The 19,865-nt window shown below is 67.8% G+C and carries 16 protein-coding genes; 5 read left to right on the forward strand and 11 right to left on the reverse strand.

All coding sequences use genetic code 11. The features are described from left to right. Genes AC07OQ_RS17850 through AC07OQ_RS17865 form a run of 4 tightly spaced genes read left to right on the forward strand, consistent with a single transcriptional unit; the run spans position 1 to position 5,174 of the window. Positions 1-936 (forward strand): glycosyltransferase family 2 protein, encoded by a 936-nt coding sequence (locus AC07OQ_RS17850; RefSeq protein WP_495054480.1) that lies wholly within the window; start codon positions 1-3, stop codon positions 934-936. Next, positions 933-2,087, forward strand: a complete 1,155-nt coding sequence (locus AC07OQ_RS17855) for a glycosyltransferase family 4 protein (protein WP_495054481.1) — start codon at positions 933-935, stop codon at positions 2,085-2,087. Before AC07OQ_RS17850 ends, AC07OQ_RS17855 begins: the two co-directional genes overlap by 4 nt. A 4-nt stretch (positions 2,088-2,091) precedes the next feature. Then, positions 2,092-4,065 (forward strand): asparagine synthase (glutamine-hydrolyzing), encoded by a 1,974-nt coding sequence (gene asnB, locus AC07OQ_RS17860; protein WP_495054482.1) that lies wholly within the window; start codon positions 2,092-2,094, stop codon positions 4,063-4,065. Next, positions 4,062-5,174 (forward strand): glycosyltransferase family 4 protein, encoded by a 1,113-nt coding sequence (locus AC07OQ_RS17865; protein WP_495054483.1) that lies wholly within the window; start codon positions 4,062-4,064, stop codon positions 5,172-5,174. The genes asnB (AC07OQ_RS17860) and AC07OQ_RS17865 overlap by 4 nt, the downstream gene beginning before the upstream one ends. 38 nt (positions 5,175-5,212) lie before the next feature. Here AC07OQ_RS17865 and AC07OQ_RS17870 read toward each other — a convergent pair whose 3' ends face one another. From AC07OQ_RS17870 to AC07OQ_RS17880, 3 genes are all read right to left on the reverse strand, one after another. Continuing rightward, entirely contained in the window at positions 5,213-6,556 is a 1,344-nt protein-coding gene (locus tag AC07OQ_RS17870) for a UDP-glucose dehydrogenase family protein (RefSeq protein ID WP_495054484.1), read from the reverse strand. A gap of 81 nt (positions 6,557-6,637) precedes the next feature. Then, the gene (locus tag AC07OQ_RS17875) at positions 6,638-7,645 is read right to left on the reverse strand and encodes an NAD-dependent epimerase (RefSeq protein WP_495054485.1); all 1,008 of its coding nucleotides are present in this window, start codon (positions 7,643-7,645) and stop codon (positions 6,638-6,640) included. A 74-nt stretch (positions 7,646-7,719) separates the two neighbouring features. Beyond that, positions 7,720-9,006, reverse strand: coding sequence for a nucleotide sugar dehydrogenase (locus AC07OQ_RS17880; RefSeq protein WP_495054486.1), 1,287 nt, complete (start codon positions 9,004-9,006; stop codon positions 7,720-7,722). Between the two features lie 176 nt (positions 9,007-9,182). Here AC07OQ_RS17880 and AC07OQ_RS17885 point away from each other — a divergent pair, with 176 nt between their 5' ends. Continuing rightward, the gene (locus AC07OQ_RS17885; protein WP_495054487.1) at positions 9,183-9,833 is read left to right on the forward strand and encodes an acetyltransferase; all 651 of its coding nucleotides are present in this window, start codon (positions 9,183-9,185) and stop codon (positions 9,831-9,833) included. Between the two features lie 85 nt (positions 9,834-9,918). Here the strand turns inward: AC07OQ_RS17885 and AC07OQ_RS17890 are convergent, their stop codons facing one another. Genes AC07OQ_RS17890 through AC07OQ_RS17925 form a run of 8 tightly spaced genes read right to left on the reverse strand, consistent with a single transcriptional unit; the run spans position 9,919 to position 19,852 of the window. Then, the gene (locus AC07OQ_RS17890; RefSeq protein ID WP_495054488.1) at positions 9,919-11,814 is read right to left on the reverse strand and encodes a polysaccharide biosynthesis protein; all 1,896 of its coding nucleotides are present in this window, start codon (positions 11,812-11,814) and stop codon (positions 9,919-9,921) included. Between the two features lie 10 nt (positions 11,815-11,824). Then, positions 11,825-12,418: a sugar transferase gene (locus tag AC07OQ_RS17895; RefSeq protein ID WP_495054489.1), complete on the reverse strand. Its 594-nt coding sequence runs from the start codon at positions 12,416-12,418 to the stop codon at positions 11,825-11,827. Between the two features lie 10 nt (positions 12,419-12,428). Continuing rightward, entirely contained in the window at positions 12,429-13,610 is a 1,182-nt protein-coding gene (locus tag AC07OQ_RS17900; RefSeq protein ID WP_495054490.1) for a DegT/DnrJ/EryC1/StrS family aminotransferase, read from the reverse strand. Beyond that, on the reverse strand, positions 13,607-14,308 hold the full coding sequence (locus tag AC07OQ_RS17905) for a class I SAM-dependent methyltransferase (RefSeq protein WP_495054491.1): 702 nt from the start codon (positions 14,306-14,308) through the stop codon (positions 13,607-13,609). Before AC07OQ_RS17905 ends, AC07OQ_RS17900 begins: the two co-directional genes overlap by 4 nt. Further along, entirely contained in the window at positions 14,305-15,531 is a 1,227-nt protein-coding gene (locus AC07OQ_RS17910; protein WP_495054492.1) for a glycosyltransferase family 4 protein, read from the reverse strand. The genes AC07OQ_RS17905 and AC07OQ_RS17910 overlap by 4 nt, the downstream gene beginning before the upstream one ends. Continuing rightward, the gene (locus AC07OQ_RS17915; RefSeq protein WP_495054493.1) at positions 15,528-16,649 is read right to left on the reverse strand and encodes a glycosyltransferase family 4 protein; all 1,122 of its coding nucleotides are present in this window, start codon (positions 16,647-16,649) and stop codon (positions 15,528-15,530) included. The genes AC07OQ_RS17910 and AC07OQ_RS17915 overlap by 4 nt, the downstream gene beginning before the upstream one ends. Positions 16,650-16,673: 24 nt before the next feature. Beyond that, positions 16,674-18,629 carry an asparagine synthase (glutamine-hydrolyzing) gene (asnB, locus tag AC07OQ_RS17920; RefSeq protein WP_495054494.1) on the reverse strand — a complete coding sequence of 652 codons (1,956 nt, stop codon included), beginning with the start codon at positions 18,627-18,629 and terminating at the stop codon, positions 16,674-16,676. A gap of 2 nt (positions 18,630-18,631) precedes the next feature. Further along, complete coding sequence (locus tag AC07OQ_RS17925) at positions 18,632-19,852, reverse strand: lipopolysaccharide biosynthesis protein (RefSeq protein ID WP_495054495.1); 1,221 nt, start codon at positions 19,850-19,852, stop codon at positions 18,632-18,634. Between the last annotated feature and the right edge of the window lie 13 nt (positions 19,853-19,865).

The raw sequence follows: 19,865 nt of genomic DNA on the forward strand, positions 1-19,865 counted from the left end.
ATGAATACCCTCGACATTGTCATTGTCAACTGGAACACTGGGGACCTCTTGCGGGAGTGCCTGGGGTCCATCCTCACCAGTCGATTGCCGCAGGATTTCGCTTTGGGGAAGGTGGTGGTCGTCGACAACGCGTCGAACGACAACTCCTTGAACGGCATCGATGCGCTCCCGCTGCCGCTCGAGATCATCCGCAATGCCGGCAATCGAGGTTTCGCCGCGGCCTGCAACCAGGGCGCCGCCGCCGGCGCGGGCGACGTGATCCTGCTGCTCAATCCCGATACCCGCCTGTTCGAGCATTCGCTGGTCGCACCGCTCGAACGCCTGCTGGCCCCGTACGGCGACAGGATCGGCGTGGTAGGCGTGCAGTTGCTCGATGAACATGGCGCCGTGACACGGACCTGCGCGCGATTACCTCGGCCCGGCCAGTTCTTCCATCAGGCTATCGGTACCTCGCGCGTGTGGCCCGCCCTGGGCCACACGATGCTCGAATGGGATCACGCGACGACCCGGGAGGTCGGTCAGGTCATCGGCGCGTACTTCATGACGCCGAGGACGCTCTATGAGTCGCTGGGGGGTCTCGACGAACAGTTCTTCGTCTATTTCGAGGAAGTTGACTATTCGGCGCGGGCACTCGCGGCGGGTTGGAAGAGCCTTTATCTAGCCGACGCGCAGGCCTTCCACCTTGGCGGCGGCAGTTCGCGCAAGGTGCTGGACCGGCGCCTGATGTACTCGATCCGGAGCCGGCTGATCTACGCTAGGAAGCACTTCTCAACGCTGGGCCGATGGAGCACCGTGTTCAGCAGCCTCGTCCTGGAGCCGCCGATCCGCATGCTGCACGCGGCCGCCACGGGCGGACTGGCCAACGCGGCGGCCGTCTGTCGCGGCTACAAGCTGCTCGCGGCCGATTGGGTCTCTCGAGATCGGAACAATCCATGACAGCCACACTGCGTGTTCTCGCCCTGACTCGCTACGGGCCGCTCGGCGCTTCCTCCCGCATGCGCACGATGCAATACCTGGCCGCGCTCCATCGCGACGGGTGCGACGTCGAAGTGCGGGACTTGCTCGACGACCGCTATCTCCAGGACCTGTATGCCGGCCGGCGCAATCTGCGCGCGATCGTTTCGGGTTATGCCCGTCGATTCGTCGACTGCCTGAGCCCGAGCTTTCGCAAAGCGGACTGTCTGCTGATCGAGAAGGAACTGTGGCCGTGGGCGCCGGCCTGGCTGGAGAAGCTGCTGTTGCGTCGCAAGGCCTGGGTCCTGGATCTGGACGATGCGATCTTCCACAACTACGACCGACACCGGCATCCGCTGGTGCGAAGGTTGTACAGGCGCAAGATCGACCGCCTCATGAAGGCTGCCACGATCGTCACGGCCGGCAGTCCCTACCTGGCGCAGCGCGCGCACGACGTGGGCGCACGCGACGTCCGCGTCATCCCGACCGCCATCGACCTGGCGAAGTACCCGGCCGAGATTCCGTCCGCGCACGTTCCTGAAGTCGGCCCGGAAGGTGGCAATCAACTGGTGATTGGCTGGATCGGCTCTCCGGCGACCGTCCACTATCTGAACGTTGTCACCTCGGCCTTGCAGGAGGTCGCCAAGCACGTCGATCTGACGCTGCGGGTGATCGGCGCGAAGGCGCCCCAGATCGACGGCGTCCGGACAGAGTCCGTGCCTTGGACCGACGACACCGAAGTCGCCCAGATCTGCCGCTTCAACATCGGCATCATGCCCCTGATCGACTCCGCCTGGGAGCGGGGCAAGTGCGGCTACAAGCTGATCCAGTACATGGCGTGCGGGCTGCCGGTGGTCGCTTCCCCGATCGGCGTGAACGTCAATCTCGTGACGCCGGGGGTGTGCGGCTTGCTCGCAGGCAGCACGGAAGAGTGGACCTCCGCGCTGCTGCTCATTGCCAGGGACAAGGACATGGCGCGGGAATTCGGCGTGGCAGGGCGGCATCGTGTCGAACAACGGTACTGCACTGCAGTCACCGCCAAGGCCGTCCTCGCCTCCCTGAGGGATGCCTCCGCACGGCGCACCGGCGAAGGGCCGATCGCTTCAAACCAAAACATCAACGAGCAAAGATAAAACCATGTGCGGCATTACTGGTTATTGGCAAGACTCCCCGGTCAATGTGGCCGACGCGGGCGCGCTGGTCACTTCGATGGCTGCCCGGATCGCCCATCGGGGGCCGGATGACGTGGGCGTGTGGGTGGACTCGGAACACGGCGTCGCGCTGGGTCATCGGCGCCTCGCGATCGTGGATCTGAGCGAGGCCGGCCATCAGCCGATGCTGTCGGCGCAGGGACGCTACGTCATCGTCTTCAACGGCGAGATCTACAACCATCAACAACTGCGCGAATCCCTGGACGCCGTCGCGCCGCACGAATGGCGCGGGCACTCCGACACGGAAACACTGCTGGCCTGCATCGAGGCCTGGGGACTCAAGCAGACCGTGCAGCGCGCGACCGGCATGTTCGCGATCGCCCTCTGGGATCGGGAGACCCGGACGCTGAGCCTGGCGCGCGACCGCCTCGGCGAGAAGCCCCTGTACTTCGGCTGGCGGCCGGGCCGCCAGGGGGCCCTGCTGTTCGGCTCCGAGTTGAAGGCCCTGCGCGCCCATCCCAACTTCAACTCGAACATCGATCCGCAAGCGCTGACCGCGTTTCTGCGCACGGGCTATGTGCCTGCGCCCTGGAGCATCCACGGTGGCATTCGCAAGCTGCAGCCAGGCTGCATCGCCGTGCTGGCTCGACCGGATCAGGAGCCCGTCATCGAGTCCTACTGGTCGATGGACGAGGTCGTCCGCGCGGGCTTGGCGTCACCGCTCAACGTCGGACCGGACGAGGCGGTCGACGGCCTCGAGTCGGTGCTCAAGCAGGCCATCTCTCAACAGATGATGGCGGACGTCCCACTGGGGGCTTTCCTGTCTGGGGGCATCGACTCATCGACGGTGGTCGCACTGATGCAGGCGCAATCGACGGCGAAGGTCAAGACTTTCTCGATCGGCTTCCACGAAGCCGGCTTCAACGAGGCCGACCACGCCAAGGCGGTGGCGCAGCATCTAGGGACCGACCACACCGAGCTGTATGTCACGCCCACCGAAGCCATGCAGGTCGTGCCGCGTCTGCCAGGGCTGTACGACGAGCCCTTTGCCGACTCCTCGCAGATCCCGACATTCCTGGTCGCGCAGCTCGCCCGTCAGCATGTGACCGTCGCACTGTCGGGCGATGCGGGGGACGAACTGTTCTGCGGGTACAACCGCTATCTAATGACGCGTCGGCTATGGGGCAAGCTCCAGTGGATGCCGCGCCCGCTGCGTCAGTTCGTGGCGCGCGCGCTGCGCCAGGTGCCGGAGTCCGGCTGGGACGCGTTCATCGAACGCATCTCCGCCATCGTGCCCCATTCCGCCCGTCAGGCGCGCTTCGGATCCAAGGTGCACAAGGGCGCGCAGGTGCTGGGCAGCCGCTCGGTCGACGATCTCTACCTGCAGATGGTGTCCCTGTGGCAGGACCCGGCGTCGCTGGTCGTCGGCGGCGCCGAGCCCCCTTCTGCACTCACCTGCCCTTCGCAGGCGCTGGCCGGCATCGGTGACGTCGAACGCATGATGGCCATGGACGCGCTGACCTATCTCCCGGACGACATCCTCGTGAAAGTCGATCGGGCCAGCATGGGTGTCTCGCTGGAGTCCCGCGTGCCGATGCTGGACCACCATGTCGTGGAGTGGGCCTGGCGGCTGCCCATGGCCTACAAGCTGCGGGGGAACTCCACCAAGTGGGCGCTGCGCCAGGTCCTGTACCGCCACGTGCCCCGCACGCTCGTGGAACGCCCGAAGATGGGCTTCGGCGTTCCGATCGACGCCTGGCTGCGCGGGCCGCTGCGCGAGTGGGCCGAGGACCTGCTGAGCAGCGAATCGCTACGAGGTAGCGGCTTGCTCCACCCTGAGCCCATCCGCCAGGCTTGGCAACGACACCTGTCGGAGTCCGCCAACATGCAATACCCGCTGTGGAACATTCTGATGTTCCAGGCCTGGTTCCGCGAGTATCAGACGGCGGGAGCCGCATGAAACTCGCTGTCGTCGCCAACAGCGCCTGGTACGTCTACAACTTTCGCCGCAATCTGATGGCGGCGCTGCGCACCAACGGCCACGAGGTCGTGGTGATGGCTGCGCCCGACGACTACGCCGCGCGCTTGCAGGCCGAAGGCTGGACGGTTCATCCGATTCCGTTCACCGGGGCGGGCACCCATCCGGCGGAGGAACTGCGAACCGTCGCCGCGCTGCGCCGCGCGTTCGCCACCGCCGGCATCGAGGGCGTGCTCAGCTACACGCCGAAGGGCAACGTGTACGCTGCCTTGGCCGCGGTCGGCCTCCGGACCGTGCTCCTGCCCAACATCTCGGGGCTGGGCCGGGCCTTCGTCAGCGACGGCTGGATCGCCCGCATCGCGCGGCTGCTCTATCGCTTCAACCTTCGCCGGGCTCGGGTGGTGTTCTTCCAGAATCCAGATGACCGCGAGCAATTCGTGACGGCGGGCATCGTCGATCCGGCGAAATGCCGCCTCGTGCCAGGCTCCGGCGTCGACCTGACGCGGTTCACCGCCGCGCCGTCACCCGGTCGGAGCACCGCCCTACGGTTCCTGATGGTCGCCCGCCTGATCTGGGAAAAGGGGGTCCGGGAGTTCGCGGATGCCGCGCAGATCGTGCGCCGGACTTACCCGGACTGCCGATTCGCCCTGCTCGGGCTCGTGGACAAGTCGAAGAACGGTGTCCCGCTCGAAACGCTGCAGCAATGGGATCGCGAGGACGTGCTGGAATTCCTGGGCGCGACGGATGACGTCCGTCCGCACCTCGCGGCCAGCGACTGCGTGGTACTGCCCTCCTTCTATCGCGAGGGCATACCGCGCTCCTTGCTGGAAGGGGCCGCAATGGCCCGCCCGTTGATCACGACGGACGCACCGGGATGCCGGGAATGCGTCGAACCGTCAGTCAACGGGTTCCTCGTGCCGGTAAGGGACGCTGACGCACTGGCGGACGCGATGTTACGCATCGCCGGCATGCCTGACGCCGATCGGCGCGTGATGGCCGCGGCAAGCCGAACGCGCATCGAATGCGATTTCTCGGAACAGCGGGTGATCGACGCCTATCTTGATGTGTTGAAGGACATGGCCCCAACCTGACAGAACCGGCGACAGCGGGCACGTGGCCCGCCTCGCACTCAGGCCGGCCGGGACGCCGTCGTGCCGCGGCCGATCGCGTAGTGCTCGATGCCCAGCGTCTTCATCAGCGAGGGCTCGTACAGATTGCGGCCGTCGAACACCACCGGCTGCTTGAGCTCGGCCTTGATACGGTCGAAGTCCGGCGTGCGGAACTCCTTCCACTCGGTGATGATGATCAGTGCATCGGAGTCCGCGAGCGCCTGCTCGGCACGCTCGCAGAGGCTCACGCCCATCGCCTGGCTCAGCAGCTTGGCCGCCTCGTGCATCGCAACCGGGTCATACGCCGCCACCGCCGCGCCACGGCGCGTCAGTTCCTCGATCACCACCAGCGCCGGCGCCTCGCGCATGTCGTCGGTGTTGGGCTTGAACGCCAGGCCCCACAGCGCGAAACGCTTGCCGGTCAGATCCTCTCCGAAGCGGCGCACCACCTTGTCCACCAGCACGCGCTTCTGCACCTCGTTGGCGTCCTCGACGGCGTTCAGCACCTTCAGGTCCTGCCCGTACTCTCGGCCGGTGCGCACCAGCGCCTTGACGTCCTTGGGGAAGCACGAGCCACCATAACCGGCGCCCGCGTACAGGAACTGGTAGCCGATGCGCGGGTCCGAGCCGATACCCCGGCGCACCAGTTCGATGTCCGCGCCGACCTTCTCCGCCAGCAGCGCCAACTCGTTCATGAAGCTGATCCGCGTGGCCAGCATCGCGTTGGCGGCATACTTGGTGAATTCGGCACTGCGCACGTCCATCACCATCAGCCGGTCGTGGCTGCGCGTGAACGGCGCGTACAGCGCGCGCATCAGCAGCGTGGCCTGCTCGTCGTCCGAGCCCACCACGATGCGGTCGGGCTTCATGAAGTCCTCGATCGCCGCGCCTTCCTTCAGGAACTCGGGGTTGGACACCACCGCGAAGCTCGCGTCCGAATCGCGCGCATTCAGCGCGGCGGCGATCTCCGCGCGCACCTTGTCCGCCGTGCCCACCGGCACCGTGCTCTTGTCGACGATGACCTTGTAGTCGGTCATGCGCTCGCCAATCGAGCGCGCCGCCGCCAGCACGTATTGCAGGTCGGCCGAGCCGTCCTCGCCCGGCGGCGTGCCCACCGCGATGAACAGCACCGTGCCGTGGTTGACCGCCAAATCGACATCGGTCGTGAACTGCAGCCGGCCCGCCGCGGCGTTGCGCGCCACCAGCGCGTCCAGGCCCGGCTCGTGGATGGGGATGCCGCCCTCGTTGAGCACCTTGATCTTCTCGGCGTTCACGTCCAGGCAGACCACGTGATTGCCCATCTCCGCCAGGCAGGCGCCCGTCACCAGGCCAACGTAACCGGTGCCGATCGTCGTCACTTTCATGGATGCACTCCCAACTCTGGAATCAACTCTGAATGAACTCGGCGAGCCGGGACACCGTCCGCGAGGCCCCGCCGGGCCGGATCAGGCCTGGTAGTAATCGCGGTACCAGGCGACGAAGCGCCGGATGCCTTCGGGCACCGGCATCGCCGGCCGGAAGCCGGTCCAGTCGGCAAGTTCCTCGACGTCCGCGTGAGTGGCCGGCACGTCGCCGTCCTGCAGCGGCAGGAACTCCTTGACGGCTTCGCGGCCCACGGCCTGCTCGATCGCGGCGATGAAACCCATCAGCGGAATCGGGTCGTGGTTGCCGATGTTGAAGACGCGGTACGGGGCGCTGGAGCGCGCCGGATCCGCCTTCACCGGGTCGTAGGCGGGGTCGGGCGTGGCAGCGCGGTCGAGCACACGCACCACGCCTTCGGTGATGTCGTCGATGTAGGTGAAGTCGCGGATCATCCGGCCGTGGTTGAACACCTTGATCGGCTCACCTGCCAGGATCGCCTTGGTGAACAGGAATAGCGCCATGTCCGGCCGGCCCCACGGGCCGTAGACAGTGAAAAAGCGCAAGCCCGTCGTGGGCAGGTTGAACAGATGGCTGTAGGTATGGGCCATCAGCTCATTGGCCTTCTTGGTCGCCGCGTACAGGCTAACCGGGTGGTCCACGCCGTGGTGCTCGCTGAACGGCATGTGGGTGTTGCCCCCGTAGACGCTGGAGCTGGACGCGTAGGCCAGGTGTTGCACGCCGGTGTGGCGGCAGCCCTCGAGGATATTGGTGAAGCCGACGATGTTGGCGTCGATGTACGCATGCGGGTTGACCAGCGAGTAGCGAACGCCGGCCTGCGCGGCCAGGTGCACAACGCGGTCGAACCCGTGCTGCTCGAACAGCGCGGCCATGCCGGCGCGGTCGGCAACGTCCATCTGGACGAATTCGAAGCCGGGCTTGCCGCTCAGGTGCGCCAGCCGGGCATGCTTGAGCTTCGGGTCGTAGTAGTCGTTGAGGTTGTCCAGGCCGACCACCTGGTCGCCGCGCGCCAGCAAGATCTGGCTGACATGCATGCCGATGAAGCCGGCGGCCCCGGTCACAAGAACTTTCATGAACTCGAAATAGATTGACGCGGCCGAGGACCGCAGGGAAGGTGAAAAGGGGATCGGCCTCTTGGCAGACGGGATCAGAGGCGCCAGACGCGATAGCCGGCGCCGTTGAGCAGGGAGGAATCGAACGCGGCCTTGACGTCGATGAAGGCGCCGCCCGTCGCCAGCTTGCGTGCCAGATCCTCGGCGCCCAGCGCCTTGTACTCGCGGTGCGCCACCGCGGCGACGATCGCGTCGGCCCGCGGCAGATCCTCGAAGGCGTGCAACTGCACGCCGTACTCGTGCATAGCCTCGTCGGCCTCGGCCGCCGGATCGGTTACGTAGACCTCCACGCCGTAGCTCTGCAGTTCATGGATGATGTCGATCACCTTGGAGTTGCGCAAGTCGCCGCAGTCCTCCTTGAAGGTCAGGCCCAACACGTTGACCTTGGCGCCCTTGACGGGAGAACCCGCCGCGATCATCTGCTTGATGGTCTGCTCGGCAATGAACTTGCCCATGCCATCGTTGATGCGCCGGCCCGCAAGGATGACCTGCGGGTGGTAGCCGAGCATGTCGGCCTTGTGCGTGAGGTAGTACGGATCCACGCCGATGCAGTGGCCGCCGACCAGGCCCGGCTTGAACTTCAGGAAGTTCCACTTCGTACCTGCGGCCTCCAGGACTTCCGAGGTGTCCAGGCCGATCCGCTCGAAGATGATCGCCAACTCGTTCATCAGCGCGATGTTCAGGTCGCGCTGCGTGTTCTCGATGACCTTGGCCGCCTCGGCGGCCTTGATGCTGGAGGCACGGTGCACGCCCGGCACGATGATCCTCTCGTAGGTCTGGGCGACGATGTCCAGCGTCTGCGGCGTGTCGCCCGAGACGATCTTGAGAATCTTCGTCAGCGTGTGTTCCTTGTCGCCCGGGTTGATACGCTCCGGGCTGTAGCCGACGAAGAAGTCCTGCTTCCACTTCAGGCCCGATTCGCGCTCCAGCACCGGGATGCAGACCTCCTCGGTCGCACCGGGGTACACCGTCGATTCGTACACGACGATCGCACCGCGCTTCATGTGGCGGCCCACGCTCGTGGACGAGCCGATCAGCGGCCTGAAGTCCGGGATGTGAGCATCGTCCACCGGGGTGGGCACGGCCACGATGATGACGTCAGCCTCGCCTAGGCAGGCCGGATCGCTGTGGTACTCGGCGTGGACGGCGGCCTGCACTTCCTCGTCGCTCAGCTCACGCGACGGGTCGGTGCCGGCACGGCACTTGGCGACCTTATCCATCGCAATATCGAACCCGATCGTGCGGCCGTACTTGCCGAACTCCACCACCAGCGGCAGTCCCACATATCCCAATCCGACGACGGCGATGACTCTGGATTCCATTTACGTCCTTGCAACGAAGGCTTGTTGTACAGCGAAAGCGAGGCGGCATTCTGCCATCCCCCGATGAGGATGCTAGACACGCCATGCTGTCGCCATCACGAAGAGCCAGCACAGGCCACCGACATCGGGCCGCTACACTCTGACGCTCCAAAGCTTGAACAGGTGAGGAGCCACATATGATTTTGTACGGGATCGTTGGTGCGGGAGGCTTCGGCCGTGAAGTGATGCCTGTGGCACAGAGCATGCTGGGCCTGTCGCCGCAGGACGATGCCGAGCTGGTTTTCGTCGTGGAACAAGGGCCGACCGGCGAAGTGAACGGTCGCAAGATCATCAGCGCAGAAGCGTTCCTGTCGGACCCGCGCGAGAAGAAATTCAATATCGCCATCGGTGATGACGCGGCCCGGGCACGCATTGCCGAGGCGTTCAAGGCACGAGGCGCTGTGCCCTTCTCCATCCGCGCCACCAATGCCGTCGTGTTCGACAACAACGAGATCGGTGAAGGTGCCGTCCTGTGCCCGTTCACCATGATCACGTCGAACGCCAGGATCGGCCGCTTCTTCCATGCCAACCTCTACAGCTATATCGCCCATGATTGCGTCATCGGCGACTTCGTGACATTCGCGCCCGGCGTGAAGTGCAATGGTGGCGTCATCGTGGAAGACCACGTCTACATCGGCACCGGCGCCATCATCAAGCAGGGCAGCAAGGAGAAGCCCATCGTCATCGGCTGCGGCGCGGTGGTCGGCATGGGCGCCGTGGTCACCAAGAGCGTTCCCGCCGGCGCGACGGTGATCGGGAATCCGGCCGCCCCGATGCGTCGCGACTGAAACCTGTCCCCTCGTCGGGGTAGCGCTCGGGCGCACCGCACGAACGCGGCGATCCGCTCGAACCCCGGCGGGCAGGGCCGCGCCGTCACGGAGGCGTGCCGATGCTGGAGGCAGGGCGAAGCGCCTGGCCATACTCTGTGACCCATTGCTGGAGGCCTGCGACCGCGGCTTCGCGCGCCCACTGCCGGTCATCCACTGCGCCTTCCACCCACGCCAGCAGCGCCTTGTCAGAGGTCGGCTCCCCGAGTTTGGCGATCCTGACGCACTGGATGCGCGTCGGCACCGTCCTGTCGGAATCCGCGATCAGCTCCTCGTAGAGCTTCTCCCCCGGCCGCAGGCCGGTGAAACGGATGCCGATCTCCTGCTCGCTGCGCCCCGCCATCCGGATCATCGTCTTGGCCAGGTCGACGATCCGCACCGGATCGCCCATGTCCAGCACCAGTACCTGCCCGCTCTCCCCGATCGCGCCGGCCTGGAGCACGAGCCGCGCCGCCTCGGGAATCGTCATGAAGTAGCGAATGATGTCCGGATGAGTGACCGTCACCGGCCCGCCCTTGGTGATCTGCTCCTTGAACTTGGGGATCACGCTGCCGCTCGACCCCAGCACATTGCCGAAGCGCACAGCCATGAAATTCGTCGCATGGCCCTGCCCGGCCATATGGCTGATCACCAACTCCGCGGCCCGCTTGGTCGCACCCATCACGTTGGTCGGATTGACGGCCTTGTCCGTCGAGATCAGCACAAAGCGCTCCGCGCCGTTCTCCGCGGCCGCCAGGCACGCGTGATACGTCCCCAGCGTGTTATTCCTCAGCGCCGCCCACGCATTCTCCTCCTCCATCAGCGGCACATGCTTGTACGCCGCCGCATGGAACACGATCTGCGGCTTGTACTTGCCGAAGACGAAGCGCAGGTGCTCCAGATCCTTCACGTCGCCGATCAAGCGCAGCAGCGGGATGTGCGGAAACTTCTCGCTGAGCTCCTGCTCGATCGTGTAGAGCGCGAGTTCGCTGAGCTCGTAGAGCACGATCTTCGCGGGGCCGTAGCGCGCCACCTGGCGGCACAGCTCCGAGCCGATCGAGCCGCCGGCGCCGGTGATCAGCACGACCTTGCCGGAGAGGCATTCGCTGATGCCGCCTTCGTCCAGCTCCACCGGCTCGCGGCCCAGCAGGTCCTCGGGCTCGATGTCGCGCACCTGGTCGACATGGCGGCCGGCCAGCAGTTCCTGACTGCTGGGCACGGTCAGCACCGGCAGGCCGGTCTGGCCGGCCAGATCCAGCGCGCGGCGGCGCTGGGCCGTCGTGGCCGCGGGCATCGCAACGATCAGATGGGTGATGCCGTGCAACTCCGCGAAGTGCGGCGCCTCCTCCAGCGCACCCAGCACCGGTACGCCGGCCACGCGCGCATGGCGCTTCTCCGGCGCGTCGTCCAGATAGCCCACCACCACCCAGCCCTGGCTGTGCTGGATCCCCGCCACCAGCAGGCGACCGGCATCGCCCGCCCCCATCACCAGCGCACGCCGCTGCTCCAGCGCACTGCCGCTGATGCGGCTGCGCATATGCTCGTAGAGCATGCGGTAACCCATGCGCATCATGGCCAGGCCCATCAACGTGAACAGCGGATGCAGGGCCAGCACCGCGCGCGGCACCTTGGTGAGCTGGGCCATCAGCACCAGGGTCGCGCCGACCAGGCCGGCGATCGCGCAGGCCGCGGCCAGGCGCTTGATTTCGCCGAAGCCCGAGAAGCGCCACATGCCCTTGGGCACCTGCAGCCGCTGCAGCACCAGCGCATAGAGCAGCACGAAGCCCAGCAGCACCCAAGGGTCGTAGTCCGGGCGCGCCGAGAACCAGCGCTCGAAGCCAAGGCGGAACAGGTAGGTGGCCTGCCAGGCCAGCGCCACCATCAGCGCGTCCAGCAGCAGGGCCAGGCCTTCGCGCCGCGGGCGGATGCGGGTCAGGAAGGCGTCCAGGGATAACCAGTTCATAGCTTCAACATCAATGGCGCAACGCGCCCAAGGTGGCCAGGATCATCCGCAGATCGGTCAGCAGGCTGGCGCGGCGCACATAGTCGGCCGCCAGGCGCAGCTTGGCCGGCATCACGACCTCCACATACTCGCGTTCCGGATCGGTTGCCGCGGCCAGCAGTTCGCTTTCATGGCGGAAGCTCAGCGAGGCCGGATCGGTGATGCCCGGCCGCACCGACAGCACGACTTCGCGCAGCTCCGCCGGGTAGAGCGCCACATAGCGCGGCACCTCGGGCCGCGGCCCGACCAGGCTCATCGCGCCGCGCAGCACATCCCACAGCTGCGGCAGCTCGTCCAGCTTGCTGGCTCGCAGCAGGCGTCCGGCGCGCGTGATGCGGGCATCGACGCCGATCGTGATCTGCGGCCCCAGCGCGGGTGCATCCACCCGCATGGTGCGGAACTTGTGGATGGAAAAGGGCCGGCCGAAGCGCCCCACCCGCTCCTGCAGGAACAGCACCGGCCCGCGGGAATCGAGCCGGATCCAAAGTGCGATCAGCAGCAACAGCGGCGCCAGCAGCGCCAGGCCCAGCGCGGCCAGTAGCAGGTCGAACAGGCGCTTGGCCACGGCCCGGTCCTCAGTCCTCGCCCAGCGCGATGCTGCGCACCGCGTCGATCACGCGCTGCACATCGGCATCCGTCATCGCGGTGTAGAGCGGAATGCTGAGCATGCGCTCGAACGCCTTCTGCGAATGCGGGAACTGTTCGGGCCTCAGGCCGTAGCGCTCGCGCCAGTAGGGATGCAGGTGCAGCGGGATGTAGTGCACGCTGCAGCCGATGCCGGCGGCATACATGCGTTCGATGAAGGCGTCGCGCTCGATCGCCAGCTCGTCGGCCAGGCGCAGCACATAGAGATGCCAGGAATGGGTGTCGCCCTCGGGCGCCTGCGGCGGCAGGATCAGCGGCAGATCGGCGAAAGCCTCGTTGTAGGCGGCCGCAATCTGCTCGCGCCGGGCCTGGAAGGCCGGCAGGCGCTTGAGCTGGTGCAGGCCCAGCGCGGCCGCGATATCGGTCAGGTTGTACTTGAAGCCGGGCGCCACGATCTCGTAGTACCAGGACGGCGTCTTGGCGGTAAAGCGGTCGAAGGCGTCGCGGTTCATGCCGTGCAGGCGCATCACCCTCGCGCGCTGGGCCAGTTCCGCGTTGCGCGTCACCAGCATGCCGCCCTCGCCGGTCGTCATGGTCTTGTTGGCGTAGAAGCTGAACACCGTGGCGTCGCTGCCCATCGTGCCGATCAGCTCCTTCTCCAGGGTCGTCGGCAGCGCATGGGCGGCATCCTCGACCACGCGCAGCCCATGCTTGCGGGCGATGTCCAGGATCGCGATCATGTCCACCGCCAGGCCGGCGTAATGGACCGGGATGATGCAGCGCGTCCTGGGCGTGATCGCCGCCTCGACCAGCTTCGGGTCGATGTTCAAGGTGGCCGGATCGATGTCCACCAGCACCACATCCGCGCCCAGGTAGCGCACCACCTCGGCGGTCGCGGTGAAGGTGTGGGTGGTCGTGATCACCTCGTCGCCGGGGCCCAGGCCCAAGGCCTCCAGCGCCAGATGCAGGCCGGCGGTGGCCGAGTTGACCGCGATGCACTCGATCTCCCCCTCGCCATGCTGGCCCAGGTACTCGGCAAAGGCCTGCTCGAAGCGCCTGGCCTTGGGCCCGGTCGTGACCCAGCCGCTGCGCAGGGTGTCGACCACCTCGTTGATTTCCTCCTCGCCGATCTCGGGCAGGGCGAAGGGCAGGAAGGGCAGTTCGTTGCTCATGGTTTTTCGATCACGGCCAGCACATGGGTGCGCAGCCAGGGAATGCTGTTGAAGGCGGTGTAGGCGGCGGGATGTGCACGGCAGACCAGGCGCGCCAGCGGCGGCGCCAGGGTCAGGCGCCGGCTGGAGAGCCGCCCCTCGGGGAACAGCTGCCGCACCCGCACTAGTGGCACGCCGCGCACATCGCGATTGCGTGGATTGTCGACGATGAAGTCGTACCAGAGAACCGCGCCGCCGGGCTTCAACCAGCGCCACATCGCATCCGCCAGGCCCTGCTGCACGCCATCGTCCAGGATGGAAGAAAACACGGTGGACTGCAGCACCAGGTCCTGGCTGCCGCTCGCCAGCGCGGCCCGCGAGGCATCGCCCAGGCTCAGGCGCACGGCCGGCGGCAGCACGGCGCGCGCCGCCTCGAAGCGCTCGGGCAGCAGTTCGATGCCGCTCAGGTGCTCCGGCGCCAGCCCCAGCCGCAGCATCTCCAGCAGATTGCCGCCGGCGCCGCAGCCCACCTCGGCCAGCCGCCAGTCGGCGGGCCGCCCGGCCCGCCGCGCCAGCACCTTCAGCAGCGCGCGCTGGCGCTCCTGCACCATCTGCCAGACCTCGGGCCGCAGCAGGCTGTAACGGTCGGAGCCCTGCCGGCGTGCATAGCGCTCGGCGATGGCCTGCAATTCCTGCTGACGGGGTTCGCTGCTGTTCATGTCAATGCGTCGATGAAACGTTGCGCCAGGACCGGATAGGTATGCTGCGCCAGCACGAAACGCCGCCCGCGTTCGCCCATCGCGGCGCGCTCCGCCGCCGGCAGCGCCGCCAGCCGGCGGATGCCCTCGGCCACGGCCACCGCGTCCTCCGGTGCCACGGTCAACCCGGCGCCGGCCTCGAGCACCGGGTCGTTGCCGGCCTCGACCGAATGCAGCACCGGGCGGCGCGCCATCATGTAGTCCATCAGCTTGTTCGGCGCGATGCCGAAGCGGTAGATCGGCGTGCGCTGCCAGCCGATATAGGCGATGTCGAAGCCGGCCAGCAGGGCCGGGATCTCGATCTTCGGGATCGGGTCGAACAGCGCCACGTTGCCCAGGCCCTCGTCGCGCACGCGCGCGGCCAGCCGCGCCTTCTCATGCCCGCCGCCGACCAGCACGATCGCCAGCGGCTCGCCCTTGAGCAGCTTGGCCGCGTCCAGCAGCGTGTCCAGCGCATTGGGCAGGCCATGCGATCCCGCATAGCCCAGCACCAGCCGGCCGGCGGCCCGCTGCAGCGCCAGATGCGTGGCGATCTCGGCCGGCAGGCCCGCATGGGTCGCCTCGTCCCATTCGTCCAGGCTGATGCCGTTGGGCACGATGTGCAGCTTGTTCGGGTCCAGCCCATGGGCCGCCATATGGCCCTGCACCTTCGGCAGCATGGACACCACGACATCGGCGTCGCGGTAGGCATCGTTCTCGGCCTTCTGGCACAGCAGCGCGAACGGATGCAGCGGCGACATGCCCGACAGCTCGATCGGCGACAGCGGCCAGAGGTCGTGCACCTCGTAGACCAGCTTGGCCTTGCTTTTCTTGGCCTTGCGCACGATGCGCCGCGCCACCCAGATGTCCATCGGGTAGGTGCTGGATGCGATCACCGCGTCGGGCTGGAACTCGCGCGCCAGGATGTCGGCATCGGCCCAGACCTGGCGGCAGAAGGACCAGATATTGCGCACCCGGCCCAGGCCATTGCCCCGGTAGGCGGGGGTGTCGTACCAGCAGTAGGAGATGCCGTCTATCGTCTGGCCACCCGGCTGCGGCTGCTGGCTGCGCACATGCGACTGCGAGGCCGCCAGGATCAGCACCTGATGCCCCTGGCGCACCCATTCGCGCGCCAGGTAGTAGGGCCGGTACTCCATGCCATGCTGGGGCGAACCGGCGTAGTGATTGATCAGCAGGATCTTCACCGGTCGCTTCCCAAGAGCTGTTCGTAGCCGGCCAGCAGGGCCTGCTCCTGGCGCGGCCAGTTGAATTCCCGGTCGACGGCCGCCCGCCCCTGCCGCCCGAGCAGGGCGCAGCGGGCCGGATCGGCCAGCAGGGCCGAAGCCGCCCGCGCCATGCACTCGACATCGGTCGGATCGACGCAGACACCGCAGCCGGCCCGCTCGACGATGTCGCGCCATAGCGGGAAGTCGGACGCCAGCACCGGCAGCTCGGCCGACATGTACTCGAACATCTTGATCGGCAGCGCGTCCTGGTAGCTGGGCAGCGGCAGCAAGGTCACCAGACCCAGGCGGGACCGAGCCATCACCTCGCGCACGCCGGCACGGTCCACCCGGCCGAGATAGTCGACCTGCCGCCAGCCGGGCAGCGCACGCAGTTGCTGCTCCAGCGCCGCGTCCTCCATGCTGCCGCACAGCAGCAGGCGAACGCCGGGCAGGCGCTCCAGCAGCTGCACCATCTGGAGGGCGCCTCGTGTGCGCGTGATGCCCCCGACATAGCACAGCGCCGGCTCGCGCGGCACGCCCTTGGAGGGGACCGCCAGCTCGGTGGGATGCGGATAGTTGGCCACGGTCAGGGCCGTCACGCCCAGCGCGACGAAGCGGTCGCGGATGTGCGGCGTCGCGGCGACCACGGCGCGCAGGCGGCGCACCTGCCGGTTCTCGTAGAACTCAAAGACCCGCGACAGCGCCGGGCGCAGCGGCGCCGGGATCCACTGCTTGGTGAGAATCTGCCGCGGCACATCCTCGTGCGCGTCGTAGACCGCGAGCATGCCTTCGCGCTGAAGCTGGACGCCGACCGGCAGCAGCTCCGGATCATGGAAATGCACGAGGGTGGGCCGCAGCTCGCGCACGCGCGCCAGCGCGCGCCGCGGCTGCTCGCGCATGCGTTGCAGGCGGCCGGCGGGCCTTGGGCCCAGGTCGACGATGCGAACGCCGTCGACCTCGGCATCGCCCAGCCCGTCGCCGACGAGCAGGGTCACCCGGTACCCGGCCGCCGCCAGGCTGCGGCATTCCTTGTGGAAGATGCGAATGTCATCACGCGGATGCACCGTCGTGAGGTGGAGCACATGGGGGCGGGACATCGGGCTTGGGGCAGGCAAGGCGGTTCAGGTCAAGGATGGATCAGCGCGCAGGCCGCTGCGCCCCAGCGGTCGCCCGGGGCGGTCGGCCTCTTCGAAAAACAGGCGGTGCCAGACGGCCAGATTCATCTGCCGCAGGCGCGCGGCCAGGCCGGGGCGCGGGCGCGCGCGCGCCGCCATGGTCGCGGCGAATTCGCTGCGCTGCAACTGCGTGTCCAGCCAGCCGGCCAGGGGTCCGCCGAACCATTGGGCCTCCGGGATCGGCCAGCCCAGCTTGTCGCGACGCCATGCGATCGAGGCCGGCAGGCCTTCGTGCAGGGCGGCGCGGGCCAGCCACTTGGTCCAGCCCTGGTGCAGCTTGTAGGCCGCGGGCACCGTCGCAAGAAACTCCACCAGCCGGTAGTCCATGAAGGGCATGCGCGACTCCACGGACCAGGCCATCGAGGTCTTGTCGGCATAGTGGATCAGGTTCGACAGCGGGCCGGCGAAATCGCCTCGCAAGGCCTGATCCACCGTCCACAGCGGCTGGCTGCCCATGCGCAGCAGGCGCACGAGGCCCGCCGCGGCCGTCGGGCCGGCCAGCGTCCGGACCGCCTTCAGCGCCAATCCGCTGGCCAGCTGCGGGGCGAGGCCCGGCATCGTGGCCTGGAACTGGCGCGCCATGCGCAGCGCCTCGGGCCATTGGATGTTCAGCAGATGGTTGCGGGCATAGCGCGCATAGCCGGCCAGTTGCTCGTCGGCACCTTGGCCGTCCAGGGTGACGGTGACGCCGCAGCGCGCGACCAGCATATAGGTATGCCAGCTGGACATCAGCGAATTCGCCGGCGGCGTGTCCAGGGCCCAGATCATGCGCTCATGCTCGGCCGGCAGATCCTGCCAGCGGGCCTCGACGGTGTTGCTGTGCACCCCCAATTGCGCCGCCACCTGGGCGATATAGGCGCTCTCGTCGGCGGCCGCGTAGGCCGGGTCGCGGTAGACGCTGGAGAACACCTCCTGCTGGCCGCTCGCCCCCAGCCCATGCAGTTGCCGGTTCACCAGCAAGGCCACGCTGGAGCTGTCCAGTCCGCCGCTGAGCGCGGTCCCGACCCGCACGTCGGCGCGCAGCCGCAGCCGCACGGCATCGTCGAGCAGTTCCAGGTAGCGATCCTGCAATCGCCTTGCCTCCCCGGCATCGAACGGGGCCGTCGGCAGCGGCGCCGTCGGCCATTGCCAGAAGGGCTGCGGCCGAAGCCCGCCGCCGTCCAGGCGGTAGCGGGCGAAATGCCCGGCCGGGAACCTCGCGATGCCGCGGAACGGAGTACCCGGCGCCGCCTCATCGGGGCCCTGGTTGAGAAAGGCTTCGCAGGCGTCCAGATCCGGGCCGGTCTGTACCAGCGGGTGCTGCAGCAGGGCCTTCACCTCGGAGGCCAGCATCAGTCCGCCGCGCGGCCCTTGCCAGACGTACAGCGGCTTGACCCCGAAGCGATCGCGGGCGATGAACAGCTCGCGCCGTACCGGATCGAACACGACCAGCGCCCACATGCCGTTGAAGCGCTGCAGGGCCGCCTCGCCCCATTGCGCCAGCGCCGCCAGCAGCACCTCGGTGTCGCTGTGCCCGCGGAAACGGTGCCCCAGCGCCGCCAGCTCCGCGCGCAGTTCAACGAAGTTGTAGATCTCGCCGTTGAACACGACCCACTGCCCATCCGCGCCGCGCATCGGCTGATGCCCGGTCGGCGACAGGTCCACGATGGCCAGGCGGCGGTGCGCCATGATCAGCTCGAAGGGCGCATCCAGGTGCGGATCGATCCGGCCGTCGGGCGCCCCGCCGGGCACGCCGAGGATGTCCGGCGCGCTGTCGGGCCCGCCGACGCTGAGCTGCTCCGCGCCGCGCACCAGCAGATAGCCTTCGCCATCGGGGCCGCGGTGGCGCATTGCATGGTTCATGCGCAGCACATGCCCGGCGGGGCTGCCCTCCGGCAGATGGCAAAGCACGATTCCACACATGTTCAGGCCACTCGCAGTCGACGCCAGATCAGCGCGTTGTACAGAACGATCAGCACCATTTCCAGCACCACCCAGAGCCGCAGGGCTGCCAGCAGATCGCCATCGCCGCTACCCCACCAGAACACCAGCGGACGGCCCAGCAGCATCGCCAGGCCGAACAGCGGCACATAGCGTTGCCCGCCCAGCACGATCAATGCGCCGGAGGTCGCGGAGCTTAGCGCCATGGCCGCCACCATCGGCGTCAGCACCGCCGCCATCGCACCGGCCGGCTGCCAGATCGCGCCGAACACCCAGCCTAACAAAGGCTCGGCCATCAGCACCATCGCGATGCACAACAAGGCCCAGCCCAGCAGTCCCCAGCCCCAGGTCTTGCGCAACAGGGCCCGTGCCGCGGCCGGCTGCGTCGCCAGGCGCGCAAAGCGCTGGTAGAAGACCGCGCCGACGGCGGCCGCCGCCATGAACATCGGCAACGCCAACGCTCGCCAGGCCAGCGTGAACTGACCCGCCGGCTGGCTGCCGAACCATTGCAGCGCCAACAGCAGGGGCAGTTGCTGCGTGACCGTGTCCATCAGGGCGCTGGGCAGCAGGTACAGCGGCGCCGCGCGATGGCGCCGCACCACGTCGCGCCACGCCAGGGTCCGGGGCGGCAGGTCCGCGCGCAGGGCCAGCGCCGCCGCACAGGCACCGCCGAACGCCCCCAGCCCATGCGAGACCCAGAGTCCCGCATGCCAATCCAGGCTTCCCGACAGCGTGACGCCGACCACGGTCAATCCGGCCTGCACCAGCCGGGCTCGATTCATCGCCCCATAGGCCTGCTGCCGGTTGAGCCAGGCCAGGCTCAGGCCCATCCAGGCGCTGCAGCCGCCGGCCAGGACGGCCCAGGGCAGCCAGGCCGACAGCCCGCCCAGGCCCAGCGCGTCGAGCCCGCGCGGCAGCCACTGCTGCAGCACCAGGGCCAGGCCCGCCAAGGCCAGGCTGAGGCCGGCGATGACGCGCGCGGCCAGGCGATACAGCGCGGCCGCTTCGGCGGCGCTGTCGGGCAGGACCAGCATCGTCTCGTAACGCAGGCTGACCAGCACCGAGACCACGGCGCTGGCGGCCATCCACAACCCGAGCAGCGCGAAGTCCTCGGCCGCGAACTGCCGCGCCCAAACCGGCATCGCGCCCAGCATCAGCGCCTGCGCGGCGGCCAGGCCGAGGCCCACCCGCAGGGCGCTGGACATCAACCCCGGCCCC

The organism is Roseateles sp. GW821-FHT09B06 (assembly GCF_059418245.1).